Source organism: Acinetobacter sp. ANC_7513 (assembly GCF_056779915.1).
This window is the reverse complement of record NZ_JBWYIW010000001.1, coordinates 290205-316432: the sequence shown is the minus strand read 5'-3', so window position 1 is coordinate 316432 and position 26228 is coordinate 290205. Positions and strand designations below refer to the sequence as shown.

Sequence of the window (26228 nt, the reverse complement as noted above, 5' to 3'; positions counted from 1 at the left end):
TTTTTTTATTCAGCGCATCAGGGATGTTTTTTGTTTTATGTGGAACCGTAACAAATATTAAACTATTGTTACGCTTATTTTTCACTCAATTGCTCTAGTTGTGGCAAGCTAATTGTTCTTGTTTTAGAGTCGACCGTTTTAGGACCTAAAACGGAGCTCGTTTTTTTTATTTTGACCACAAAATCACTTTTACCCTAAGTGATTATTGATTCTCGGATTAACTCGCATGAATAGCAAATCTCCTATTTTTACTGCACAATCTGATGTCGCTCTTCGTATTCACGTAGATCGCGCAGTTCGCCATTATTTTGCACAATTGCAAGGCGAGCAACCATCTCAAGTTTATGACATGGTTTTAGCAGAAATGGAGAAACCTCTTTTATCTGTAGTGTTAGAATATACACGTGGCAACCAGACTCGCGCTGCTGAGATTCTAGGCCTTAACCGTGGTACTTTACGTAAAAAGTTGAAAGCTCACGGTTTAATGAGTGAATAAATGATAAAATGCTTGCGGCTTCCGCGGGCATTTTTTTTACCTGCTATTTAGCTTTTTTGTTTTAATTCTTGATAACTGTGACTAAATCATGACTATTAAACGCGCATTAATCTCTGTTTCTGATAAAACAGGCATTGTTGAATTTGCCCAAGACCTTGTTGCTCTAGGGGTAGAAATTTTATCTACTGGCGGTACTTATAAGTTGTTACGTGACAACAATATTGCTGTAGTCGAAGTTTCAGAGCACACTGGTTTCCCAGAGATGATGGACGGACGTGTAAAAACACTTCATCCGAAAATCCACGGTGGTATCTTGGCTCGTCGTGGTCTAGATGAAGCTGTGATGGCTGAACACAACATCGATGCGATCGATTTAGTTGTGGTAAACCTTTATCCATTTGCTGCAACTGTTGCAAAACCTAACTGCTCACTTGCTGATGCGATTGAAAATATCGACATCGGTGGTCCAACGATGGTTCGTGCTGCTGCGAAAAACCATGCGTCTGTAGGTATCGTTGTAAATGCATCTGACTATGCGACTGTAGTTGCTGAGCTTAAAGCTGAAGGCTCACTTTCTTATGCAACTCGTTTTGACTTAGCAGTTAAAGCATTTGAACATACTGCTCAGTACGACGGTATGATCGCATCTTACTTAGGCGCTCGCGTTGGTAAAGAAGACGGTCAAGCTGATCAATTTGCACGTACATTCAATACGCAATTAAATAAAGCTCAAGATTTACGTTACGGTGAAAACCCACATCAATCTGCTGCATTCTATGTTGACCCTGCTGCAACTGAAGCCTCTGTTTCTACTGCTAAACAGTTGCAAGGTAAAGAATTATCTTATAACAACATTGCAGATACTGATGCAGCACTTGAATGTGTTAAATCATTTGCGAAACCTGCATGTGTAATCGTAAAACACGCTAACCCATGTGGCGTTGCAGTCTCTTTAGATGGTATTAAAGCTGCATATGACCTTGCATATGCAACTGATCCAGAATCTGCATTCGGTGGCATTATTGCGTTTAACCGTGAATTAGACGTTGCAACTGCACAAGCAATTGTTGACCGTCAATTTGTTGAAGTGATTATTGCACCAAGCGTTGCTGAAGGTGTACTAGAAGTTACAGGTGCGAAGAAAAACGTACGTGTACTTGTATGTGGCGAATTACCTGCAATTGACGAACGTGCTCCACAAATGGACTACAAACGTGTAAACGGTGGTTTACTCGTTCAAGATCAAGACTTAGGTATGATTACTAAAGATGATCTTAAAGTTGTGACGAAACGTGCCCCAACTGAACAAGAAATTGATGACATGATCTTTGCTTGGAAAGTTGCGAAATACGTTAAATCAAACGCGATTGTTTATGCTAAAAACCGTCAAACGATTGGTGTGGGTGCAGGTCAAATGAGCCGCGTAAACTCTGCTCGTATTGCTGCGATCAAAGCTGAACATGCAGGCTTAGTCGTTGAAGGTGCAGTAATGGCATCTGACGCATTCTTCCCATTCCGTGATGGTATTGATAACGCCGCTAAAGCAGGTATCAAATGTATTATCCAACCGGGTGGTTCAATGCGTGATGAAGAAACGATTGCTGCTGCTGACGAAGCAGGTATTGCAATGGTGTTCACTGGCATGCGTCATTTCCGTCATTAATTAATGGTTCGTGTCATGATGACTTCTCATAAGTCACCTATAACACTGATAAGAGATTTTTAATCTTGCCTAAAGTCCTCTTCTATTCATTTAGTTGAGGACTTTATGTCATTTTCGATTCATGGAGTATGAACCGATGAATATTTTAGTTTTGGGTAATGGCGGTCGTGAACATGCGTTAGCATGGAAAATCGCTCAAGATGAAAAAGTAACTAAAGTTTTTGTTGCACCGGGTAATGCGGGCACAGCAACTGAACCAAAATGTGAAAATGTAGCACTTAACATTTTAGACAATCCTGCAATCATCGAATTTGCTAAAAACAATGCAGTTGAATTGATTGTAGTTGGTCCTGAAGCACCACTTGTAAACGGTGTTGTAGATGCTTGTCGTGAAGCTGGCGTAAAAATTTGGGGTCCAACTCAATTTGCAGCGCAATTAGAAGGCTCTAAAGCATTTGCGAAACACTTCTTAAAACGCCATAACATCCCAACAGCTTTTTATGACGTATTTACAGAAGTAGATGCAGCTAAAGCATTTGTTGAGAAAAATGGTGCGCCGATCGTGATCAAAGCTGATGGTCTTGCTGCTGGTAAAGGCGTGATCGTTGCGATGACCAATCAAGAAGCATTCGATGCAATTGATGACATGCTTGCAGGCAACAAATTTGGTGATGCAGGTTCACGCGTTGTCATCGAAGAGTTCTTGGCAGGTGAAGAAGCATCTTTCATTTGTATGATTGATGGCGACAACATTTTACCTATGGCAACTTCACAAGATCACAAACGTATCTTTGAAGGTGACCAAGGTCCTAATACTGGTGGTATGGGTGCTTACTCTCCTGCTCCTGTTGTAACGGCTGAAGTTTTTGAAAAAACCATGAATGAAGTGATGCGTCCTACCGTTGAAGGTATGAAAAAAGACGGTCACGTTTATACAGGTTTCTTATACGCAGGTTTGATGATTGATGAACAAGGTCAGCCTAAAGTAATCGAGTTTAACTGTCGTTTTGGTGACCCTGAAACTCAACCGATCATGATGCGTTTGAAATCATCTTTAGTTGATTTAGTTGAAGCAGGTATTGAAGGTAAACTTCCTGCAGAAGCTGAATGGGATGAGCGTAAAACTGTCGGTATCGTGCTTGCCTCGAAAGGCTATCCTGAAACATCAAGCAATGGCGATGTAATTTCAGGTTTAGATACGGAAATGGCAGATGCGAAAGTGTTCCATGCAGGTACGAAAGCCAATGAGAATGGTGACATCGTAACTGCTGGTGGTCGTGTACTTTGCGTGACTGCTCTTGGTAATACCATTGGTGAAGCACAAGCAAAAGCGTTGGAACTTTGCCAAAAAGTGACTTTCGACGGCGTTCAATACCGTAAAGATATTGGCTACCGTGCGATTGCTCGTGAAAATTCTTAATATTAATTTAGATTAATAAAAACCCCGCTAAGTGCGGGGTTTTTTGATATATTCAATTAAATATCAAACAAATACTTTATAAAAATGCGCTTTAATTTATTTAATCAACCATCTGAAGAAATACAATATTTAGGGACACCTCATACGCAAGATTGCATTGAAGCAATTGCCTTAGTTCTAAAATTTGAAGAACAAGTTGAACGAGCACTTGTTTTAACTAATGATCACAATCATTGTTTTTTAATTAAAGGTTATCGAACTGTTTATCTCATTAGATATGGCTTTAGATCAGATTATATCTCAGAAGGTTATAAAGGTTTTGTTAAAGCTTTAAAACTATTGCAAAGGCATAAAATTGAAATCAAAGAGCTGCTTATATCAACTAAAGAATTTGAAATCATTAGGCAAAATGCGTTAAGTGATAGTGACGTAGAGTCTTTCTTAAATAGTTCTTATAGACGGACTAACACAATTTATGATTACATTAGCAATTTAGATTTTATGCTTAATGAACCTTTAAAAATAAATGACTATTATCCTAGCGAATTGCCATTAAATTTAATTGACAAGAGAATTATAGATTTAGCTTTTAAGTTTAAATTAGATGCTGATGCATCAATAATGACTGCGTATACTCGATTAGAAGATATTATTCGAGAAAAAATAAATTCGCAAAAATTCTCTAGCTCACTAATGGAAGATGCATTCTGTTCAGACGTAAAAAAAAAATAAGTTATCTCCCTTCAAATGGGAGTCAGAAAATGAAGAGTCATCTACGGCTATTGGCAGATTATTTGTGAATACTTTTAAAGCCTATCGTAATCGAAGAGCACACAGTGAAGTAGAAAAATCACTAAATCAACTACAAAGAGAATTTTTACTCATCAATGAACTTTATTTACTAGAAAGTGAAGCGGTTCAAAGATAAAGATCAATCAATATGAAAAATTATATTGAAACCCTTGCCTGATCCTCCGCCAATGGCAAGATGCTGACACCGCCCCATTTATCCAAATTTATATAGCTGCTTGAGTTATAATTTATGATCAAATCCTATTTCTTTTCACGGCACATAAAAACATCCCTCATCTAATATGAGGGATTTTGGACTATTTAGATTCTGACTTTGGATGCAGCTTTACCATCATCTTAGAATACCCACGAACAAAATTAGACTGAACAATTTCGGGTTCTTCAAGCACTTCAATTCTGTCATAACGTTTGAGAATCTCCTCCCAAAGAATGGTCAATTGCAACTCAGCTAAACGACTACCCATACAGCGATGAATTCCATAACCAAATGATAGATGTTTTTTCACATTTTCACGGTCAATACGAAATTCATCCGCATTTTCAAACACAGTTTCATCACGGTTAGCAGACGCATACCACATAACAACTTTGTCACCTTTACGGATATACTGACCTTTATAAATTAGATCTTGAGTCGCTACACGGCGCATATACGCCAATGGTGTCTGCCAACGAATAATTTCACTAACCATATTAGGCAACAGATCAGGATTATTCTTCAGCTTGCCTAATTCCTGAGGGAACAAATGCATTGCGTAAACCCCGCCCGACATCGAGTTACGAGTCGTATCATTCCCGCCTACGATTAATAATGCCAAATTCCCCAGAAACTCTAATGGTCGCTGAATCAGATCATTTGTCTCATCACTCCGAATAAGCATACTCATCAAGTCAAAACTTGAAGCCTCACCTGCTTTTATACGTGCAGCCTTATCATGCCAAAGTTGAGACAAATCTCTCACCATCTCTTTTAAACCATCAAAAGTATTTTCAATAGTCATCGTACCGCCTGTCGTACCTGGTGATGAGGATGCAATTTCAGACCAATAGACCAATTTACGGCGTTCTTCGTAAGGAAAATCTAACAATGTCGCCAACATTCTTGAGGTCAGTTCAATTGATACTCGATCTACAAAGTCGAAAGCTTCATTTAAAGGCAAGTGATCAAGTACGTCTTGGGTACGTGTCCGAATCAAGCTTTCCATGTCTTTCAAGTTTTTTGGTACGAAAACACCCTGCACAGCTTTACGCTGAATATCATGCTTCGGTGGATCCATCGCAATAAACATTTCAAGCTCTAAACCTTGCGGTTGCTCACCCAACATAATGATCGGTTCTGAAGAGAAAAGCTGATGATTTTTATCAACGTACATGACATCTTCGTACTGTGTCATCGACCAAAAAGGACCAAATAAACTGTTTGATTGATAATGTATCGGTGCATCTTTCCGTAATCGTTTAAAAGCATCCTTCCATACACCTTGCTTGTATAAAAAAGGGCTACTGACATCAAGCTCTTGTAAGGTGCAAACATTTGGATCTGGAAGTCGAGTTTCTTCAATTTGATCAAAATCAGGATTCTTAAATAAGCTACTTTTTAATTTATGGTACACATGGGCAGCTTTGATATGATTTTCTAAGGGAATATAGCGAGCGCTAAAATTCACCAAATCTACTCGAACAGCATTCATTTTTTTGACTAAATTATTCATGACAATGTGTCCTATGTGATCTCATCTTTAAATTTATATTCAGCCTTTATTCCATTAAGCTGATGATCTGTGTTTGAGCATAGAATTTTAAAAATACACAATCAGGTCATTTTTTGACATTAATAAGTCATTTTTTGACATTCTTTTTATTCAAATTAGCAGCTCTAATGAGGCTAGATTTAAGAAAGATAAATATCACGCTATCTGGACTTGAGTATGATTTCTAAAGGAATAGAACATAGCAATCAGGACAATAATGCAATTCGGGCATTGATTCCCTGCGCCTATGTCAGAATTATTGCGCAACAATTGGGAGGTGGGCTGCGTGTATTCCCAACTTTATTGAATGGCACATCACTGACTGCTGAATTTATTCAACAAGAAGATTCTCGGATTTCAGCATCTGATTTTATTCGTATATTTGAAAATGCATTGAACATGACAGATGTTCCCGATTTCGGTTTAGAACTTGGGCATCGCCTTAAACCCACGACTCATGGCGCAATGGGCTTTTTGATGCACAGTTGCCCGAACCTTTATGCTGCACTTGATGCGATTCAACATTATCTACCTACTCGAATTGGATTTGCAGAGGTCATTCTCGAAAAACGTGATCAGCAGATGAATTGTAAAATTCACTTTAATATCGATTGCTCCACCCTTGTATATCAAAGCATGATCGAGTCTTGCATGGTGGTATTTAAAGAGTGTGCTGAATTTATTTTAGGTAAGCCATTAACTGAGGCGAAGTTGCTTTTTAGCTATCCTAAACCTGCTTACCATGCTGCTTATACAGAAATTTTTCAATGTGATTTCGCATTTTCACAATCTTTTGATGGCATTCAGATACCTTTATCTGTGTGTAAAATCCCGAATGCTTCAGCAAGTCAGGAGAACTATCTGATTGCAAAAAAACAATGTGAAAATGTACTTAAGGATCTTCTTACACCCCAAAATACTTATCAATTTCGTGTCAAAAAAATACTGATTGAGCATTTATCAGATCCCAAAAATGAATCCGAGATTGCCGCTTCATTATTCATGAGCAAACGAACCTTAGCTCGTCATTTAGAAAAAGAAGGTTTAACCTTTAAAGAGGTCAAAGATCAGGTACTTGCACAACAAAGTGCTTATTTTCTTGAGCATACGCAACTCACGATTGAAACAATTGGTATGCTTCTTAATTATCACGATGCCTCAAATTTCAGACGAGCATTCAAGCGTTGGTTTGGTATGACCCCTAGCCAATATCGGCAGAAATACAATAATGATCTTACCAAGCAAATTTCTAAATTAAATTAAATCCATATTTTTCATATTGATATATTAAATCATTATAAGGTGTTCGACTGGTAACAGATCTTGCTAATTTTAAACACTCAAATTATAAGTATGATATTTAAAGTTTATTTATACATTCTCATAAATTGTATATGACGCTTTATGCTAAGCTAGTTCATTAACATCACTATATTGAATAAAAAAAAATTGTTATCATCAACCAACTTTTTTGTTATCAATGCTTAAATAATTGATAGCTAAATACCGAATTATCTCTAACAGATGAATAGGTTGAAATGCTCTTTAAACAAGGACAGTTCATTTCACTATTCACCTCACTGCATATGTAAGTTGAAGATTGTTTCAACATACTCAGGAAATATCATGAAGAAAATTCTTGGTTTAGTTTTGGGCCTATCAGTGGGTATCGCTGGATGCTCAAAACAAGATGCTCCAGAAACCGCTGCAAACAACACGAATAAAGATTCAGTTCAAACCATTACAATCGCTTCTACAGGTTCAGATGCAGATATCTGGAAGTTCATTGCAAAATTGCCAGAAACTGAAGCTGCAGGTTTAAAGTTAGATGTTAAAAACTTTACTGATTATGTTTCAATGAACACTGCGGTAGCCAATAAAGAGATTGATATCAATGCCTTCCAATCATATGCATATATGGTTGCATACAATGATGCTAATACTCAAAAAATTGCGCCATTATCTACGACTTATCTTGAGCCAATGGGGATTTACTCAAGCAAAGTTAAAAATCTAAATGATTTCAAAACAGGTTCGACCATTGCAATTCCAAACGATGGTGCTAATGAATCACGTGCCCTTTTATTATTGCAATCTGCTGGTTTAGTAAAGTTAAAACCTCAATTTGACAATGTCAAAGGCACAACTTCTGATGTAACTGAGAATCCTAAACAGATCACCATCAAACCGATTCAAATGGCAACTGCGGTACGTGTGAAAGATGAAGTGGATGCCATTGTATTAGGCAACACCTTAGCAATGGAAGGTGGTTTGAACGTATTAAAAGATGCGATCTACTACGAGCCAATCGATCAAAGTACAAAAATGAATGTGAATGTACTGGCTGTAGCTGAAGGCCGTCAGAATGATCCTGTATTGCAAAAGGTAGGTCAGCTATATCATACAGATGCGGTTAAGCAATATGTGAAAGAGAACTTTGGTGGCACTAAAGTTAATGTTGATAAACCAACGACATATCTCACAGAAGCTCAATAATTCTAGACTTCTGTATTTTTAACAGGCAAATTTAATTTGCCTGTTTTTCATTTTTAATAGTTCTTGACGTTATGATTGAATTTAAAAATATTAGTAAACATTATCAGCTTAAAGGCCAAACTATTCACGCCTTAGACAATATTAATCTGACGATTCCAGATGGAAGTATCTTCGGAATTATAGGCTATAGTGGTGCAGGTAAAAGTACACTGATCCGTTTGATCAATTTACTAGAAAGACCCAATCAAGGTCAAATGATCATCCACGGTCAAGATTTCACTGCTTTGAGCGCTTCAAAATTACGTCAAGAACGCGCCAATATTGGTATGATTTTCCAGCATTTCAATTTACTACAAACCAAAACCGTTGCAGCCAATATTGAAATGCCAATGAAACTCCTTGGCTGGAGTAAAGCTGAGCGTCTAAAACGCTTAGATGAGCTACTTGAGTTTATCGATTTAAAACATAAACGCGATGCTTTTCCAGATGAGCTTTCTGGTGGTCAAAAACAGCGTGTAGGTATCGCTCGGGCACTTGCCAATCATCCAAAAATTCTACTCTGTGACGAAGCAACATCAGCGCTTGATCCTCAAACGACAAAGTCTGTACTTGCCCTTTTGAAAAAAATTAATCAAGAGCAAGGAATCACCATTGTTATGGTTACGCATGAAATGGATGTTATTGAGTCGATTTGCGACTTTGTTGCAGTTATGGAGCAAGGCAAAGTGATTGAACACGGCAGTACTCTCGATATCTTTAGTCAACCTCAACACCCGACGACCAAAACATTTATTCAAACTGTTTTACAGCAGCAATTACCTATCAATATTTTAAATAACTTAGAAAATCAAAATCACCACAGTATTTATAGCTTGCAGTTCTTAGGTACTTCGGCCCAAGAAACTGTTGTGCAAGCTGCCATTAAACGATTTGATATTAGTCTCAATATTTTATTTGCCAACATGACCGAAATTAATGGCGCTGTGATTGGGCAAATGTTTGTGCAATTACTGGGTGATCCAGACATTATTCAAGAAACCATCAGCTTTTTCCAACAACATGGCGTTAAAGTTGAGCAATCAGGAGTACGTGCATGAGAGATATGATTGTTCAATGGCTAACAGAAATTACTGAACCTTTTTGGAAAAGCTCGCTTTCAATTGATCAATTTGTGACAGCCCTACAAGAAACCTTTCATATGGTTTTATTTGCAATGCTATTCGGTACGATTTGGGGTTTAATTCAAGGGATAACCCTACTTGTTACACGACCAAACGGGATTTTAGCCAATCGTGTGATTTACTACGGATTAAACCCTATTGTGAATGCATTACGTTCCCTCCCGTTTATTATCCTCCTGATCGCGGTTATTCCACTGACAAAAATGATTGTGGGTACTTCGATTGGGACTTGGGCAGCTATTGTTCCTTTAACCATTTATGTAGGCCCTTATATTGGTCGTCTGGTTGAAACTTCACTCCTTGAAGTCAACGAAGGTATCGTGGAGTCAGCGCAAGCTATGGGCGCAACACCCCTACAAATTATTTTCAAGTTTATTCTACCTGAGGCACGCAGTTCCCTCATTCTCAATTTAACTACAGCTGCAATCAGCTTAATTGGTGCAACAGCCATGGCTGGCGCGGTCGGTGCAGGCGGCATTGGTGATCTTGCAATCTCCTATGGTTATCAACGCTTTGATACCAGTGTCGTTATACTCACCGTCATTGTTCTTTTAGTATTAGTACAATTGGTGCAAATGACAGGCGAAAAGCTCGCCAAAATGCGGTAGTAAATTAAAAAAAAGATCTCAACTGAGATCTTTTTTAATATCAATCCATCCAAAGTGAAGCGATTTTTTCCATTAATTGCGCACGTAACGCCGCAGTCGGATTGCATGGATTACGCTTTGCTTCATGCGTATAAAACGCTTGCCATTCGCGTATCATTTCCAAACTAACACCTTGTGCTTTTAACTGATGGATGTCTTGCTTGGATATACTTTCTAAGCGTGCTTGAGCACCTTCTGGCCCTGTCGCCCAACCGATAACCCCTTGCCCAAAACTCGGAAGGCTCTTTTGGTTGGGTGTTTGAGGAACCGCTTTACGTTCGATTGTCTCATTGACCTTACAGCTGCTTGGACGCTCGTATAATTGAGACTTTTGCAGTTGACCAACTTGAGAGTTCTGCATACAACCAACAAGAACAATCGAACTCATCACTGCGCTGATGCAAGCACTCAATCTCACTTTTATCATCATTTACTTTTTACTCGAAATTAGTTCATCAGATCAGATAATCTTAAGCTAACAACAATGCACCTCATCAAATTCGAAATCAATATTTACAATACATCGCTCTTTAAAATTTGGGTGAATTTTACAATTTGATAAGCTTGATCTAGGATGAGATCAAATAAGTCACATGCTTTAGGATCGTTTAGGATGCGTTATCAAGTTCGCGTAATTGATGTTAACAATGCGCTACAAAACTATATATGGATTATTGAAGATACTGAAACCCAAGAAATTGCAGTGGTAGACCCTACAGAAGCCAATTTGGTGGTCAACTATTGTGACTCGAATTGTTTAACACTTAAGCAAATATGGCTTACCCACTGGCATAAAGACCATATTGGTGGTGTGCCAGAGTTAATCGCGGAAAAAAATATTGAAGTTTATGGTCCACGTGAAGAATTATCTAAAATTCCATTTATCAGTTGTCCACTCAATCATGATGATGAATTTTATTTTAATGACTTAAAACTTGACGTCATCGCTGTTCCTGGCCACACCTTAGGTCATATCGCAATATTTGCAGATGAAATTGACAGTTTATTCTGTGGAGATACCTTATTTGCAATGGGATGCGGACGCCTTTTTGAAGGAACGGCTGAACAAATGTATCAATCACTTAACCGACTGTCAGCGCTTCCTCCAAGAACTCAAGTCTACTGTACCCATGAATACACGCTCTCAAATGCACAATTCGCTTTGCAAGTAGAACCTGAGAATAAGGCACTGCAAGAACGATTTGAGCAAGTTCAGAAACTTCGAGATCAAAATCAAATAACCTTACCTTCCACCATTGAAATTGAACTTGAGACCAATCCTTTCTTGCGCGTCAACAGTGCTGAAGAATTTAAACGTATTCGGGAAATGAAAGATAATTTCTAAATTTAGCATTATCTATTCAAAATACAGGGGTTTATTACTGAGCGATATTCGCTCAATAATAAACCCTTCAGACAATACATTCTCTTCTTTACCTTAAAGCTTTAACAATATGATCAAATTCTGTCTTGTAATTGCATGAAATATATACTTATTTATAGAATTAAAATATATTTACATTAATTTAGGTTAAAGCCCTTTAAAAAGAACATCATTAACCTTATTAATATTTCATTAGTCAAAGGAGTTGTCTCATGAAGAAAGTGGTCAAAGCAAAAAATTTAATTGCATTCAGAATTTGGTTAGAAAAATTAGGTTATTCCGTTCGAAATTTAAAGGATAACCAAGGCTTCACTTTCAGCTTTAAAAAAGAATATGGTTTAGTGACATGTGACTTATCTGGAAATACTCTGGCAATGCAATTAGGTGAAGAGTTCGAGGATCACTTAAAAGCTTAATCTCACCTTAATTCAACGGAATGAATACTAAATAGATCATCTAAATATTAACATCGCCTCTTTGTAGGCGATTTTTTTATATTTATATATTTCAGTCTGTATTGATATAAAAATATAGGCAATAAAAAAGCAAGGTATCAAACCTTGCCTTAATATGGTGGGGACGGAGAGACTCGAACTCTCACACCTTGCGGCGCTGGAACCTAAATCCAGTGCGTCTACCAATTTCGCCACGTCCCCTTTGAATACTCAATCATATTACTGAGCTTCATAAAACTTGGCAGAGGATCAAGGATTCGAACCTTGACGAACGGTTTTGGAGACCGTCATGCTACCATTACACCAATCCTCTATTTCACCTACTTCGGTCGTTCCACCTAGTAAATTACTTGGTGGGGACGGAGAGACTCGAACTCTCACACCTTGCGGCGCTGGAACCTAAATCCAGTGCGTCTACCAATTTCGCCACGTCCCCGATGGCTGTGTATATTATAGAGATCATTATCTCATGACAAGCCCTTTTTTTGAAAAACCTTATTGTTTGACTAAATATAAAACAATTATCCATTTTACTGGTTTTTGTTTAAACAAATTCGCTTAATAACTGTTTTAATTGATAAATATTGTTCAATCTTTGTGATTTATTTTTCATCAACATCTGCTGCAGTACTGGTGTTAAGTCAGAAAAAGGCCTAATAATTTCAACTTTTAATTGCTGACAATGCCATTTTGCCCAATCTATATAGCTTTTTTTACGGATTGAGTACTGATTTAACCATTCTAACCAAATAATACCGAGTGCATATATATCTGATGCTTGTGATTTTGACTCACCATGAAACAACTCAGGCGCCATATACCTTGGTGTTCCATGCGTAGAAACTTGAGGATGGCACTCAAAGTGAAACATCTGTTCAAAATCAATTAATTTGGGTTGACCATTGAATATTCTAAAATGTTCTCTTTTGAGATCTGCATGGACCAATCCTTGCTCATGAATCGATAGTAATGCATCTAGACTATGTAATAATAGATTGACCACATTTGAAAACTCATTGTGTGGGAAGGTCTGCATTTGAGTATAGACAGAATTTTCTACTTCAAATAGCGGCGCCGCATTTTCAATCAGAATCAATGATGAAGAATCATGTTTTGATGTAGGTGTATCGAATCTACTGTTTTCGTCATACACGATCTCAAACGGCACTAAGATCTTTGAAGAGCGAGTACTGAGTGATTGGTAGTGTTTTATCTCATTGTCGAACCACTGCTCATGCTGTGAACTGATACCCTGCTGTTGTCGCTTAACCCAATACGTTTGGTCGTCTATTTCGATACAATAAATTAGACGACCATACTGCTGACTTTGTTCAAAATTAACTGGTTGCCTGAGCAGAGGCTGAATGGTTTGCCACTGTAGATTGTTTTTCAAGAGATTCATTTTGCTGTTTCAGTTGCGTCAGCATATCCAAACAGTGTTCAATGGTTTTTCCTATACGCGCATGTGTTTCAATACTGGACAGTTTTGACCAAGTTGCCCGTTCCCCTTCTCTTTGAAGGACTTTAAACAAATGAGGTCGCGGATTTTGTAACATATAATGATAATGTCGCAGACTATAATTACCTACAATATTTAAATCCCCATAATAACGCTGATCAACAATACCATAACCGTGATCCAATAGTCGTCTAATCGTCGGCACACTGCCCATTCGGTCACGAGTGAAATTCATGACATCCATCGCAATCGTTTTACCATGTTTACGCACTAAACGTTGCGGCCAGCTGAGCAGATCTGTTCTAAAACGCTCCGCATCACTTTGCATGAATGGCACAATATGTGGATTCACCTGACTGGCAATGGTGTAATTAATATTGTAGAGACGAGCCATTTTCTCTTGTGGGAAATCACTTCTTACACTGCCATCCACCCAACGAATACTTGCCAAGTATGGTGTATGCACCCCATCATAACGCTTACTGGTCAGTCGAACTGGAGGGAATAAGATAGGAACGGCGCATGATGCCAATACTGCACTCCATACCAGTAAATCTGGCGCAGTATATTTATTCATGATACGAGCATCTTCCTGAGCGACATCATAAGGTGCGACACTGATATTAATATCAAGTCCAGACTTTTCATACGCTTCTTGAAATGTTAAGTCCCCTAAATTTTCCACTAAAAATTTCTTAAGATATCGCACATCAGCAATACCACCATTTCCTCTAAGCAACTCTTTGAAACTTCTGAAATGGAATGCCTCGCTATAAAAGCTCTCTCCTGTCAGCAGCTGATCAATATCTTTTTGATCAGAAACGCCTAACATCGCCGTCATTAACGCACCAGCACTCGAACCTGATAAAACTTTCGGCATCAAATCTTGTTCCATCAGCGCCTTACACACGCCTGTATGAAACAAACCTAATGAGGCCCCACCCGAAAACATCATTGCTGGTTGACCATAGGTCAGTTGACAATTTTTAAAAAAATCAAATTTTTCTTGATGTGTCAAACCTGAACATTCATCCGAAGCGATATAAATTAAACTCTGTGAAACCTCTTCGATATAGTCCTCAATAAGTTTTTTAGTGCCAATATATGTTTGTGTGAACAGCATAGGATGACCAATATTGGCGACATCATGACTCAGGCCTTCTCGCAAAATATAGATAAGATCAATTACACGATGATTCAGCTTGTAACGGCGTAAAAGATTTAAACGATGCGATATAATTTCAGCATCAAAATACGGTGAAGTATTATTAAACTTCCATTCCTGAGCGCCCGTTTCCTCATCCAGCTTTAAGGCAATGTCTTTCCACTCTTCATAGCTCTCCGCACGTTCAAGCTCATGTTGCATTTTTTTAATTCGATACGCTTGATGCGGATTAATTTGACTACGATTGCCTAAAATCATTGAGCTAGTCCTTTGATTTTTATTAGTTCAATTAGTTTTTGTTCAGTTTTTAAACTATGCAAAAAAAGTACAAAATAATCAACTTAATAAAATTTATTTCTTGTATCGACCAGTCACCCTAGATTTATCCCTTAGATCAGTTCACATCACTGTCGTCATCATGTAGATTAAACTTGATTTTATTGAATTGTATTTCACAAACAACTATGGCGACTCTAGAACTACCAGATCAACTGTTAACAAAAATTTCTCAACTTATTGATCAACTTAATCACACATTATCTGAACCGAGTCAGGAAATTGATTTCTCAGCACTAGGATACAAATGGCAAAATAAACGGCTGATCCCCATTCAAAAACCTAAAATAATTCATCTTGATGATTTAAAAGGTATCGAAAAACAAAAAGAAAAAATACTGCAAAACACTGAACAATTTTTACAAGGTTTACCTGCAAACGATATTTTATTGACTGGATCTCGTGGAACCGGAAAATCATCTATTGTAAGATCTTTACTGTCAAAATATGCTGACCGTGGTTTACGCATCATTGAAATTGAACGTGATAATCTGTCAGACCTACCAGAAATACAAAAAATTATTGAAGGTCGTCCTGAAAAATTTATCGTGTATTGTGATGACTTAGCCTTTAATGCTGAAGACGAAAATTATCGTAGTTTAAAAAGTGTGTTAGATGGTTCACTAGAGTCAGGTTCTGGCAACTTTATTATTTATGCGACCAGTAACCGCCGCCACCTACTTCCAGAATTTATGCATGAAAACACCCCGATCACTAAAGTAGACGTGCCTCAATATACTGAATTACATCCGCAAGAAGCGATCGAAGAAAAAATCTCATTGTCTGATCGTTTTGGTCTTTGGCTTTCATTCTACCCAATGGATCAAAATCTTTATTTAGAGATTGTAGAGCACTACTTAAAAAAATCTGATATTGAAATGACACCTGAAGTACGTGCTGAAGCGCTACGTTGGTGCCAAGCCAGAGGTCAACGCTCAGGTCGTTCTGCATTCCAATTTTCAAAACATTGGATCGGCTCTACTCAATTAAAGCATGATTAAGCATTTACATCTGCTTCTGCAATAAGAAACTAAGATGGAATGACGTCTTAGTTTCTCGACTTTCACTCTTTAAGCTAAGTAATTAGCTTTTATTACGATAAAAGTTAATAAATTATTCATGAATAATTATAAAGATAAAATTAACAATTTAACTCATTGCTCTCTATCGATATCAAAAAATTTTAAATAAAAAAAATCTCAAATATTACTTTAAGCTATTAATTTAAATAAAATTTATTAACTAAATAAGAATTAAAAAAATAATTTAAATTTAAAACAATATAACATAACAACCATTTTTTGTTTTTCGAAAAAATTAATGTAACCCAAACTTAACAATTCAAAAATAGTATGAGAGACGCAAATAATTATAGAAAAAGGCTGCATCCATGCTCCAAATTAAAAAATATAGTAACCAACATACACAATCCCCAGATGTTCAAAATATATTAAAAACGCTTCATCAAGCGATCTTCATGACACCTGAGGGTTGTGATTTGAATGATATTGCTCAAGCCTATGCCCCCGATGATGCTGCAAGCAAACGGGTTTTGATCTATTTTGATGAAGAAAAACCTGTTGGATTTTTATGTATGCAACGTTATGAAGTCAAAAAGAATGACCAGACAATGAATGTTTTTCGTGGTCAAGCAGGTCTTCTTAGCGCCTATCGAAAATCAAATCTATTAAAATTCCAATATATTTACTTCATCATTTCTCAAATGATCCGCCACCCAGCACCATCATATTTTTTTGCTGTGTGTTTACATCCCTCAAGTTATCGTGCAATTACACGTTATGCTTTCAAAAAAAATACATGGCCTACTCGCTTAAACCTCGATAACAATACAGAAATGCAAGACCTTTGCACCCTATTCTCTCAGCAATTCAATTATCAACTTTCAAAATCTGGCCATGTTTTTATTTATAACGATGGTCTTGGAGGAACACGTGGTTGTAAGCATGAACACAATAATATGAATGAGGATGCTGCATTTTTTTTGAATCACAATGCCGGATATATCAATGGTGATGGTATGTTAGTGATTGCCAAAATCACTGTCTTTGAGGTGTTTTACCGTTTAATTTGTCACACTTTGGGTAAAATCAATCGCAATAAATATATTCAATGGACAAAACAGCGACAACAATAGTCCCGCTTTAAACGCATCTAGCACATATTGCTCACCACAATGTTGCTTAATCATCGGTAAGAATGCATCACAGGACAGTACACCTGTGGTGCTAATTGCTGCTTGTGGTTGATGTCTTCCAAAAAGCTGTAGAAAAATGATGGAAATCAATCCTCGAATCATATCCACAATTAAAGCTTGAACTGCCAATAAGGGATTTAGTTTTTGTGAAATCATCGCAGCAGATAGACTTGCCCAACCGAATCCAGAAAGCAATACAGCACTTTCCTTCCAAATTATCAGCATAAAGCAGGCAAATATTGTATTTGCCAATACCATGATGATTGGGAGTTTTAAATCATGCCATTGCAATGTTTTGATGTTAGAGGCTGATATAAAAACTCCGATCAAAAATAGAATAATGTAGATAAGCACGTTTTGAATACTTAAAGCTATTTGCTCATCTATTAAATCCATTCGATAAGTGAAGATACCTCCTACAAATACCAAACTAAGCAAAAGATAAACTGTCAATATTTTAATGATGTCCTTAATTTGGATTGTGCCTCGTTTACTGTTTTCCTGCTGTTTCTTCTTATAAAATAGAGAACTAAACCAGTAAGTAAATGCGCATACCCCGAGTGCGAGAATAACTAGCTTGCTCAAAACAGCTCTAGGATTTTCTAATGCGAGTAGGTTTGGCGCTGCGTAAACAGTGCAAAAAAATATAAATAAAATCAGGGCTAAAAAAAATACTTGTTCAATGTACTTGTTGGGATGAAATTTACGACCATATAGATAGCCAAAAATGATGATGATAAGATCCAATCAGACTTCCAAAATTATTTTTATACGTATCGCTTAGATTAATTCATAGATATAAAACTTATATGACAAAATGTTTCTTATTGAGCATCGTCATATCTCATCACTTTTGGTTGCTAGGTTTTAATTTTAAAACTTAATTTCGCCCCGCTATCGTCAATAGTCTAATTCGTTGTTTTGATTTCTCGTACAGTTCAATTTCAATCTTTCGGCGTGTTTAGCGCATCTCTTTAAAACAACTAATCACAATTTTAAAATATCACTCACAATTCTATAATCGTTTTTCATTTCAGATCACCTAATATATTTTTTAAAAGTACAAAAGAGAACGTGATGACTCGCAATCATAACGACCTTGATACCATCCCACATAGAAGCACTCGTGTTTATTCTCAAAGTTTTGATTACTCATTGGACTTTGCAAAAATTAACTTCAGAGAAAGGCCAGAACTCTATCGAATTGGTCGTGGTGAACAGGGTGTATTACTCGTCGAACCCTACAAATCTGAAATTCTGCCCTTTTGGAAATTTGCAGATGAAGATAAAGCTAGAGAGAGTTCTAATAAGATTTATCAACTCTTTCTTGAATATTTAGCAGTCGATGATTTTGTCGGTGCAGATATGGCTCGTAAATTTTTACAAATGGGTTATACCCGAGCGAGACGTTATGCAAACCATAAAGGTGGAAAAAAATATAAAGGTCCTGTACCTAATGACAAAAAAGGTTTAAGTGGTGCTCACGGGCGTGAAGAACTACCACGCCAACAAGAAGACCCTATTAAAGCTGCAGCAGCACGAATTTTTAAAGTGAAATGGGATGAAGCTAAACAGCATTCCCACTATATTGCATTAAAAGAACGATTTAAAAACTCAATTGCGAGTCAATAAATACATTCTCACACCATTTATAATACAAACAAAACTATTTCTTTAATTTTTATTTACAATAGAAAAATAGAAAGTACAATAGCATTTACCAAAAAATGATCACCATTTTTTGCATTTAAAGATAAACAAATCACAAATAATGAGCATGCGCCATGATAACTAAATTTTTAAAATTGGGTTTAATCCTCTCGATGACCACTTTAACAACGACAACTTTTGCCCAACAACACACCGTTTCATTGGGTTATGCTCAGTCTGAAATTGAAAATGCGTTTGATATTCGCGGTGTTCACGCTCAATATCGCTATGAACTCGAGACTCCTTTAAGCGTTATGGCAACAATGTCGTATCAAACTGGTGATGAAACTTGGATTGAACCAGGTGAACGCCAAGATACAGATGTAAAGCATTTTTCTTTGCTAGCAGGCCCTGCATATCGTCTTAATGAGAATTTCAGTGTTTATGGTGTTGTCGGGATCGCGCATTCAAAAGTTGAAAGTTCATATCGCGCCTTGAACATATACGAAAACATGGATCTAAGTGAAACAGCGTTTGCATATGGTGTTGGTATTAATATTAATCCTGCTCCGCAATATGCGATCAATATCGGTTATGAAGGTACTAAAGTTGATGGGGCTAAATTTGATGGGTTCAACATCAGCGCAGGTTATCGTTTCTGATTCTGCTTGAATACATAGAGAATTAAAAAAGAGGCTTTTTGCCTCTTTTTTTGTCAAAATCATTGGATAATGTTTATACATTATTTGGATAGCGAGAAATAGACGAATCCTATATAGCTAGAATAAGTCGTATTATTCTACCTAGGATGTTTCATGCAAAAAAGAAAACTTGGACAAACTGATTTATTCATCGCACCCATCGTATTCGGAGGAAATGTATTCGGTTGGACGGTTGATGAAAAACAAAGTTTCAAAATTTTAGATGCACTGTATGAGCGTGGATTTAACACCATTGATACAGCAGACTTCTATTCCATTTGGGCACCAGGCAATCATGGTGGCGAGTCAGAAACAATCATTGGTAATTGGTTAAAACAAAATCCAAGTAAACGTGAAGACATCGTGCTATTTACTAAAGTCGGTTTAGATATGGGGATTCCCGGCCATCAAGGTTTATCTGAACGATGGATTATGCAAGCAGTTGAAGACTCTCTAAGCCGTTTGAAAACAGATTATCTTGATCTTTATTTTGCACACTGGCCTGATGAAAACACACCTCATGAGGAAACATTATCAGCATTTTCAAAGCTCAAAGATCAAGGAAAAATTCGTGCCTATGGCACTTCTAATTTTTCAGCTGATCAATTAGACGCTTCTATTCAAGCTGCACAAAAGATTGGTGTGCAACATTATCAGGTTCTTCAACCTGAATATAATCTTTACGATCGCGATGTATTCGAACAAACACTGCAACCCATTTGTGAACGCCATCAAATTGGTGTCGTAAGTTTTTATAGTCTGGCTAGTGGATTTCTATCTGGGAAATATTCGTCATTAGACAATATTCAAGGGCGTCAACGTGCAGATACGCTTGTAAAATATTTTGATGAGCGAGGCTTAAACCTTTTAGATAAGCTCAGAGAAGTGGCATCGCGCCACAATGCGGCACCTGCTGAGGTAGCTTTGGCTTGGTTACTTGCGCAAAAGCATATTTCAGCACCAATCGCCAGTGCAACAAACCTTGAACAAATTACCCAATTTTCAAATGCAGTGAATCTTCAACTCTCACCAGAAGACATGCAAATTCTTTCAATAATGTAAATATAAAAAAAGAGGCTATAAGCCTCTTTTTTCTCGTGACCAAACATCTATGCTTCAGTAGGTTTTTTGAGTTCCGTCATCGGCCAACGTGGCGTCGTTGTCACGGCTAAGCCATCATGCTGTCCTGCTTTTAAGCGTTGATATCCAGCAAAAGCAATCATGGCGCCATTATCCGTACATAAAGCCGGTTCAGCATAATATACTTGAGCTTTTATTTTAGCTAAATCTGCTTCAAGACGTTCACGAAGACGCTTATTGGCACTCACACCACCAGCAATAACCAAACGCTTAAGACCACTTTGCTTTAATGCTTTAACTGATTTTTTGACCAATGTATCAACAATAGCCTCTTGAAAACTCGCAGCAATATCAGCGTCTCGGTTTTCATCACCTAATTTTTTCATTTGGACAGAAACCGCTGTTTTTAAGCCACTAAATGAAAATTCCAAACCTTGATGCAACATAGGGCGTGGAAATTCAAAAGCAGTGGCATCACCTTGCTCAGCAAGTTTAGAGATATTTGGACCACCTGGATAAGGCAGCCCCATCATCTTAGCAACTTTATCGAATGCTTCACCCGCTGCATCATCGATCGATTCACCTAAGATTTCATAATGTCCAATATCATATGCCGCCATTAATTGTGTATGCCCACCCGAGACTAACAAGGCGACAAACGGAAATTCCGGAGGAGTGGCTGATAAAAGAGGCGCCAACATATGCCCTTCCATATGATGCACACCAATCGCTGGTTTATTTAACGCAAATGCAAGCGTACGACCAAATAATGCTCCAGTCATGAGTGCACCCATTAGGCCTGGACCACGTGTATAAGCCACCGCATCAATCTCAGATTTTTTGATTTGACTTTCTTCAAGCAATTGATTGATTAAAGGAATTAATTTACGAACATGATCGCGTGATGCCAATTCGGGTACCACTCCACCATATTCAGCATGCAATTTAATCTGACTATATAACACCTGTCCTCTTAAGCCGACTTCGCTGTCATAGAGTGCGAGACCAGTTTCATCACACGACGTTTCTAAGCCTAAAACGATCATTAAATTGCCTTTAACCCATTTCAAAATATTGCTAAAGCTATTATAGACTTGTGATATGAGATGTAAATGAGTAAAATACTGACCTTCACTTGTGACTCAGCGCAATTCGGCGCTTAGTCTTATCCATAAACTAGAGGATTCTTCATGCCACAAGTTAAATTGAAAGAAGGCGAACCAGTAGACGTAGCTATCCGTCGTTTCAAACGTTCATGCGAAAAAGCGGGTGTTTTAGCTGACGTTCGTAAACGTGAATTCTACGAGAAACCAACTCAAGAACGTAAGCGCAAAAAAGCTGCTGCTGTTAAACGCTACCAAAAGAAATTGGCGCGTGAATCAGTACGTACTACTCGCCTTTACTAAGATTAATTTGTGATTGACTGCTCGGATATATAAATGACTACTTTAAAAAACCAAATTACTGACGTTTTGAAAGCAACAATGCGTGCTAAAGAAATGGATAAGTTAACGGTGATTCGTAGTCTCCAAGCAGCAATTAAGCAAATCGAAGTCGATGAACGCGTAGAACTAGATGATAGTCGAGTTCTCGCGGTCATTGAAAAACAAATCAAGCAACGTAAAGAATCGATTAAAGCTTTTGAAAGCGCTAATCGACAAGACTTAGCTAGTAAGGAACAAGCCGAGGTTGAGGTTTTATCTCAATTTCTACCAGCAGCTATGACTGAGGAAGAACTTGATTCAATTATTGCGCAAACGATTGCTGCGCAACAAGCTACTAGCATGAAAGATATGGGTAAGGTGATGAATTCTCTACGTCCGATCATAGCCGGACGTGCCGATCCTGCACAAGTTTCGAGTAAAATTAAAGCTCAACTTTCTTAACTTTTCGTATTATGTTTGATTTGGTCTATTTAATAATGTCATTAAATAGTCCAGTCTAAATCACGTATCCCCGATTTTATTACAACAATACTTTTAGTTTTTCACTTTCTGATTATTTAAATTCACATTGAATATTATATCTTTGTAAAATCTGCATTTCTTTAGATCGCTTAACTTTCTCAACAACATCCTGTTTACTCATTCTAGAGTAGGAAAATGGTAAATCCTTTCGATATTTATCCACCACCTGATAAAAACCATCGACATAAGTTCCAACAATGACACAATATCTTTGAGTCTGATCAAGGCTAAAATGTGTTGTATTTGGTGCTAGCATTTTTAGAAAATGCCTCATATCGGCATTATATTTTTGTGATACAACTTCAATTTCTTGTGTAAATTTAACAGGAAGTGTTTCCGCATGAGTGAACACACCTGCCCCAAACAACATCATAAAAAATAGTGGCAATTTCATTATTAGATTCAATCACATAATTTAAAATATTTATTCATTCATCATTCTAAAAGAATCTAATCACTAAGAATGAATAGTTTCAATAAAGTTAGGTTTGTATTCCTGGAAAAACTCTTCATAAGGTGGCGGTATTTTCCCTTCAACCACAGAACCGAGCCTTAAACGTATAATTCCTGGTAAATCAAGTCGATGTGAATATAAAGGACTTCCACATTCACCACAAAATACTCTTGCCTTTAACTCGGTATGAAAATAAGACTTAAGCACATCTTCACCAGAAATTAACTCGAAGTTTTCAAGCGGGATCGGGCTATTCCATGCAGTAAAACCGCCTTGAGCCAACTGACATTGCTTGCAATAGCACAAGATACTTTTCTCAAGATCACCATGATAAATATATTGCACCTTTTCACATAAGCATTGACCTTTTATCATTTAAACCTCTTATAATTTTTGTTGACGTTCATCCTGCATCATCCGCAGTCTTTGATTGATGATTGCACTCATAGAGTTATTTTCCTTAGCTAAACGCTGAGCATGAATGAGTGAGCGTATCGCATTCTCTTCCGCCCCCTTCCAATATTCAACTTCAGCCCGATATCGCAAAACATTTACAGTACGTAAAGGATTTTTAATATCTAAATTTGCCGCTTGTTGTCGGATGAACCATGCTTGCGCATCACGATTATTGATTTGGATAAATTTATTCGCCAACCTTTCAGCAGCAACAAAATTTCCCTGTCGAATATAAATTTCAGCTAATTTATAGCTTAGCGCGCGATTTTCAGGCGTTATTCGTTGACGCACCAATATCGTTTCCTGCGCAGAATCAAATTGATTGGTCGCCAAGTAGATATCTGCTTGAATAAGCGCGATAAGCTGATGATTTGGCTGGACTTTCTTAGCAAGCTCAATTTCTTTTTGTGCTAGATCAAAATCACCACGCTTTAAATAAAAAGCAGACAGTGCAATTCTTCCAGCCAATGCATTTGCTCTCACCACTCCCTTTAACTGTTCCTCGTTGGTTTGATTGGTCACAACTGCGGTATACCACTTGATCTGATCAAACTCAGAGAGTGTGTTGCTATATGGAACTTTAGGAAGTTGATCTGCACGTAATCGAGCCTCGCTCATACGCTGAGTAGTCAAAGGATGTGTTAACCAAAAATCAGGAAGATAACTAATTTTTGGAGTCGCACGATTCATGGTTTCAAAAAACTCAGACATACTGTACGGGTTATATCCAGCACGATACATCAATTGCATTCCAATACGGTCTGCTTCACGCTCTTGATTACGACTATAACTTAACTGTCGATCCACCAATGCAGCTTGAGTTCCCATCATCAGGGCAGCACCTGCATTACCATCAGCTTGTGATGCAATTGCAGCACCCACAATGATACCAGCGAGTGCAAGCAATCCCTGCCCTTTAAAAGCCTCTTGAGAACGGCTGTAGTGTCTTTGCGAGACGTGTGCCACCTCATGAGCAACCACACCCGCAACTTCATCCATGTTCTTTGCCGACGTAATTAATCCGCTATTCAATGCAAATAAACCGCCAGGTACAGCAAAGGCATTAATTTGCGGATCGTTTACAATCACCAAAGCAATTGGTTGACCCAACTGTGTTTGCGCAATAATTTTTCGGAATACAGCCATAAATTGATCTTCCAACCAAACATTGTTTAACACTGGAAGTTGCTGCTGTACTTGACGATAGACTTTTTCACCGATCATTTTCTCTTTTTGTTGATCGATAAATCCAACACCACTATTAATATCAGGCACTTCAAATTGAATTTTATTGGCATTGTAGAGTTCATCAGCCGCGGCTGAAAAACTCGAACTCGCTATCAATAAAGCCAAAATGATCTTCTTCAAACCTGTATTCCTAAACGTGTACTCTATCGACTATAACACTGAATAATGTGAAGATTAATGATGAACTGTTACGTTTATTATCACGCTCAAAAGACTTTACTTATTCACAATATATTGAGGCTCATCCCCATCTAAGGCTTTTACCAGATTATCATAAGCAAGATTTGCCATTTTCATTCTGGTTTCTGCTGTCGCCGAACCTACGTGCGGCAATGTCACTACATTTTCCAATTGAAACAATGGTGATTCTTGGAGCGGCTCTTTCTGATAAACATCTAAACCAGCAGCAAAAATTTTGTGATTTTCAAGCGCCTCAATCAAGGCCGACTCATCCACAACTGATCCTCTGGCAATATTCACAAACACAGTATGTTTTTGCATTTTCTCAAATTGAGCTTGACCGATCAGCGCTTTCGATTGCTCATTTAAATCGACTGCCATGACGATAAAATCAGACGTTGAAAGTAAAGTATCAAGATCACAATATTTCGCCTTTAAAGGCTCAGCTCGCTCTATACATGGCTTCCGGTTATGGTATTGAATATTCATATTAAAACCGTAAAAACCACGTCTAGCTATCGCAGCACCGATATGACCTAAGCCAATGATACCGAGCGTTTTCCCATAAATATCTTGACCAAATTGTGCTACACCGGCGGTACGTGTCCAATGTCCATGCTTTGTCCAAGAATCTAAATGTGTCACTTTACGAGCCGCTGTCATCAATAAGGTAAAAGCCAAATCAGCGGTCGTCTCTGTCAACACATGAGGCGTATTGGTCAACCAAATACCCTGTTGTTTTAGATATTCAACGTCGTAATTATCATAGCCCACACTGACCGAAGAAATAATTTTAAGTTTTTTTGCGGTCTGTAAGTTGTCTTGATTTAAACGACGCCCAGCGCCTATCATCCCATCTGCATCCGCAACCTCTCTTAAAAGTTGCTCATTAATGTCACCCTGTTTTGGATTAATTTGAACGACCTGATATTTCGATTCTAATTGATTTAATATTTTCGGATCTATCTGACTAAATACCACAACCTTTTTTTTCATAAAACTCCCTCTTTA

27 protein-coding genes and 3 tRNA genes are annotated in these 26228 nt (G+C 37.6%); 17 read left to right on the top strand and 13 right to left on the bottom strand.

Features of this window, described 5'->3' with window-relative positions; all coding sequences use genetic code 11:
* The first annotated feature begins 226 nt into the window (after window positions 1-226).
* The 4 genes from fis (at window position 227) to AC1M9B_RS01515 (ending at window position 4311) form a co-directional block, all read left to right on the top strand.
* A complete protein-coding gene (gene fis / locus AC1M9B_RS01530; RefSeq protein WP_001086304.1) occupies window positions 227-496 on the top strand; it encodes a DNA-binding transcriptional regulator Fis in 270 nt (89 codons plus the stop codon).
* Window positions 497-584: 88 nt separating this feature from the next.
* Complete coding sequence (gene purH / locus AC1M9B_RS01525) at window positions 585-2159, top strand: bifunctional phosphoribosylaminoimidazolecarboxamide formyltransferase/IMP cyclohydrolase (protein WP_481608380.1); 1575 nt, start codon at window positions 585-587, stop codon at window positions 2157-2159.
* A gap of 136 nt (window positions 2160-2295) precedes the next feature.
* The gene (purD, locus tag AC1M9B_RS01520) at window positions 2296-3579 is read left to right on the top strand and encodes a phosphoribosylamine--glycine ligase (RefSeq protein WP_481608379.1); all 1284 of its coding nucleotides are present in this window, start codon (window positions 2296-2298) and stop codon (window positions 3577-3579) included.
* Between the two features lie 84 nt (window positions 3580-3663).
* On the top strand, window positions 3664-4311 hold the full coding sequence (locus AC1M9B_RS01515; RefSeq protein WP_481608378.1) for a TIGR02391 family protein: 648 nt from the start codon (window positions 3664-3666) through the stop codon (window positions 4309-4311).
* A gap of 377 nt (window positions 4312-4688) precedes the next feature.
* On the opposite strand, the gene AC1M9B_RS01510 is transcribed toward AC1M9B_RS01515, so the two are convergent.
* Window positions 4689-6104 carry a cytochrome P450 gene (locus AC1M9B_RS01510; RefSeq protein WP_481608377.1) on the bottom strand — a complete coding sequence of 472 codons (1416 nt, stop codon included), beginning with the start codon at window positions 6102-6104 and terminating at the stop codon, window positions 4689-4691.
* Between the two features lie 216 nt (window positions 6105-6320).
* Between AC1M9B_RS01510 and AC1M9B_RS01505 the strand changes: the two genes are divergently transcribed.
* The 4 genes from AC1M9B_RS01505 (at window position 6321) to AC1M9B_RS01490 (ending at window position 10428) form a co-directional block, all read left to right on the top strand.
* Window positions 6321-7406, top strand: a complete 1086-nt coding sequence (locus tag AC1M9B_RS01505) for an AraC family transcriptional regulator (protein WP_481608376.1) — start codon at window positions 6321-6323, stop codon at window positions 7404-7406.
* A gap of 363 nt (window positions 7407-7769) precedes the next feature.
* Window positions 7770-8639, top strand: a complete 870-nt coding sequence (locus AC1M9B_RS01500) for a MetQ/NlpA family ABC transporter substrate-binding protein (protein ID WP_035267639.1) — start codon at window positions 7770-7772, stop codon at window positions 8637-8639.
* Between the two features lie 71 nt (window positions 8640-8710).
* Complete coding sequence (locus tag AC1M9B_RS01495) at window positions 8711-9736, top strand: methionine ABC transporter ATP-binding protein (protein WP_179998301.1); 1026 nt, start codon at window positions 8711-8713, stop codon at window positions 9734-9736.
* Window positions 9733-10428, top strand: a complete 696-nt coding sequence (locus AC1M9B_RS01490; protein ID WP_481608375.1) for a methionine ABC transporter permease — start codon at window positions 9733-9735, stop codon at window positions 10426-10428. The genes AC1M9B_RS01495 and AC1M9B_RS01490 overlap by 4 nt, the downstream gene beginning before the upstream one ends.
* Before the next feature lie 40 nt (window positions 10429-10468).
* On the opposite strand, the gene AC1M9B_RS01485 is transcribed toward AC1M9B_RS01490, so the two are convergent.
* On the bottom strand, window positions 10469-10855 hold the full coding sequence (locus AC1M9B_RS01485; protein ID WP_481608374.1) for a DUF4951 domain-containing protein: 387 nt from the start codon (window positions 10853-10855) through the stop codon (window positions 10469-10471).
* A 225-nt stretch (window positions 10856-11080) separates the two neighbouring features.
* Here AC1M9B_RS01485 and gloB point away from each other — a divergent pair, with 225 nt between their 5' ends.
* Both gloB and AC1M9B_RS01475 read left to right on the top strand, forming a co-directional pair.
* The gene (gene gloB / locus AC1M9B_RS01480; RefSeq protein ID WP_481608373.1) at window positions 11081-11812 is read left to right on the top strand and encodes a hydroxyacylglutathione hydrolase; all 732 of its coding nucleotides are present in this window, start codon (window positions 11081-11083) and stop codon (window positions 11810-11812) included.
* Window positions 11813-12063: 251 nt separating this feature from the next.
* Window positions 12064-12267: a hypothetical protein gene (locus tag AC1M9B_RS01475; RefSeq protein ID WP_035267651.1), complete on the top strand. Its 204-nt coding sequence runs from the start codon at window positions 12064-12066 to the stop codon at window positions 12265-12267.
* A 155-nt stretch (window positions 12268-12422) separates the two neighbouring features.
* Here the strand turns inward: AC1M9B_RS01475 and AC1M9B_RS01470 are convergent.
* The 5 genes from AC1M9B_RS01470 to AC1M9B_RS01450 all read right to left on the bottom strand — a co-directional run bounded on the left by AC1M9B_RS01470 (window position 12423) and on the right by AC1M9B_RS01450 (window position 15188).
* Window positions 12423-12507: transfer RNA gene (locus tag AC1M9B_RS01470), tRNA-Leu, on the bottom strand.
* 38 nt (window positions 12508-12545) lie between these two features.
* Window positions 12546-12619 (bottom strand) — tRNA-Trp (locus tag AC1M9B_RS01465).
* 38 nt (window positions 12620-12657) lie between these two features.
* Window positions 12658-12742, bottom strand: a tRNA-Leu gene (locus tag AC1M9B_RS01460).
* Window positions 12743-12850: 108 nt separating this feature from the next.
* On the bottom strand, window positions 12851-13699 hold the full coding sequence (locus tag AC1M9B_RS01455; protein WP_481608372.1) for a protein kinase domain-containing protein: 849 nt from the start codon (window positions 13697-13699) through the stop codon (window positions 12851-12853).
* Window positions 13644-15188, bottom strand: a complete 1545-nt coding sequence (locus AC1M9B_RS01450; RefSeq protein WP_481596886.1) for a DUF3336 domain-containing protein — start codon at window positions 15186-15188, stop codon at window positions 13644-13646. Before AC1M9B_RS01450 ends, AC1M9B_RS01455 begins: the two co-directional genes overlap by 56 nt.
* Before the next feature lie 206 nt (window positions 15189-15394).
* Between AC1M9B_RS01450 and AC1M9B_RS01445 the strand changes: the two genes are divergently transcribed.
* Both AC1M9B_RS01445 and AC1M9B_RS01440 read left to right on the top strand, forming a co-directional pair.
* Entirely contained in the window at window positions 15395-16267 is an 873-nt protein-coding gene (locus AC1M9B_RS01445; RefSeq protein WP_481608371.1) for an ATP-binding protein, read from the top strand.
* A 389-nt stretch (window positions 16268-16656) separates the two neighbouring features.
* Window positions 16657-17421 (top strand): hypothetical protein, encoded by a 765-nt coding sequence (locus AC1M9B_RS01440; RefSeq protein WP_481608370.1) that lies wholly within the window; start codon window positions 16657-16659, stop codon window positions 17419-17421.
* Here the strand turns inward: AC1M9B_RS01440 and AC1M9B_RS01435 are convergent.
* Entirely contained in the window at window positions 17350-18228 is an 879-nt protein-coding gene (locus AC1M9B_RS01435; RefSeq protein WP_481608369.1) for a LysO family transporter, read from the bottom strand. The two genes, AC1M9B_RS01440 and AC1M9B_RS01435, sit on opposite strands and share 72 nt — an antisense overlap.
* Before the next feature lie 330 nt (window positions 18229-18558).
* Here AC1M9B_RS01435 and AC1M9B_RS01430 point away from each other — a divergent pair, with 330 nt between their 5' ends.
* From AC1M9B_RS01430 to AC1M9B_RS01420, 3 genes are all read left to right on the top strand, one after another.
* Window positions 18559-19113 carry a DUF4385 domain-containing protein gene (locus AC1M9B_RS01430; RefSeq protein WP_481595491.1) on the top strand — a complete coding sequence of 185 codons (555 nt, stop codon included), beginning with the start codon at window positions 18559-18561 and terminating at the stop codon, window positions 19111-19113.
* Window positions 19114-19265: 152 nt separating this feature from the next.
* Entirely contained in the window at window positions 19266-19793 is a 528-nt protein-coding gene (locus tag AC1M9B_RS01425) for an Ail/Lom family outer membrane beta-barrel protein (RefSeq protein ID WP_092766154.1), read from the top strand.
* 153 nt (window positions 19794-19946) lie between these two features.
* Complete coding sequence (locus AC1M9B_RS01420) at window positions 19947-20894, top strand: aldo/keto reductase (protein WP_481596882.1); 948 nt, start codon at window positions 19947-19949, stop codon at window positions 20892-20894.
* Between the two features lie 47 nt (window positions 20895-20941).
* Here the strand turns inward: AC1M9B_RS01420 and tsaD are convergent, their stop codons facing one another.
* A complete protein-coding gene (gene tsaD, locus AC1M9B_RS01415) occupies window positions 20942-21958 on the bottom strand; it encodes a tRNA (adenosine(37)-N6)-threonylcarbamoyltransferase complex transferase subunit TsaD (RefSeq protein ID WP_481595493.1) in 1017 nt (338 codons plus the stop codon).
* 144 nt (window positions 21959-22102) lie between these two features.
* Between tsaD and rpsU the strand changes: the two genes are divergently transcribed.
* Complete coding sequence (gene rpsU / locus AC1M9B_RS01410) at window positions 22103-22318, top strand: 30S ribosomal protein S21 (RefSeq protein ID WP_001136722.1); 216 nt, start codon at window positions 22103-22105, stop codon at window positions 22316-22318.
* A 33-nt stretch (window positions 22319-22351) separates the two neighbouring features.
* Window positions 22352-22798 (top strand): GatB/YqeY domain-containing protein, encoded by a 447-nt coding sequence (locus tag AC1M9B_RS01405; protein ID WP_035268744.1) that lies wholly within the window; start codon window positions 22352-22354, stop codon window positions 22796-22798.
* A 112-nt stretch (window positions 22799-22910) separates the two neighbouring features.
* On the opposite strand, the gene AC1M9B_RS01400 is transcribed toward AC1M9B_RS01405, so the two are convergent.
* The 4 genes from AC1M9B_RS01400 to AC1M9B_RS01385 all read right to left on the bottom strand — a co-directional run bounded on the left by AC1M9B_RS01400 (window position 22911) and on the right by AC1M9B_RS01385 (window position 26213).
* Window positions 22911-23273 carry a hypothetical protein gene (locus AC1M9B_RS01400; RefSeq protein WP_481591206.1) on the bottom strand — a complete coding sequence of 121 codons (363 nt, stop codon included), beginning with the start codon at window positions 23271-23273 and terminating at the stop codon, window positions 22911-22913.
* A 63-nt stretch (window positions 23274-23336) separates the two neighbouring features.
* Window positions 23337-23708 carry a GFA family protein gene (locus tag AC1M9B_RS01395; RefSeq protein ID WP_481608368.1) on the bottom strand — a complete coding sequence of 124 codons (372 nt, stop codon included), beginning with the start codon at window positions 23706-23708 and terminating at the stop codon, window positions 23337-23339.
* Window positions 23709-23717: 9 nt separating this feature from the next.
* Window positions 23718-25157, bottom strand: coding sequence for a M48 family metalloprotease (locus tag AC1M9B_RS01390; protein ID WP_481608367.1), 1440 nt, complete (start codon window positions 25155-25157; stop codon window positions 23718-23720).
* Between the two features lie 96 nt (window positions 25158-25253).
* The gene (locus tag AC1M9B_RS01385; protein ID WP_481608366.1) at window positions 25254-26213 is read right to left on the bottom strand and encodes a 2-hydroxyacid dehydrogenase; all 960 of its coding nucleotides are present in this window, start codon (window positions 26211-26213) and stop codon (window positions 25254-25256) included.
* Window positions 26214-26228 lie beyond the last annotated feature (15 nt).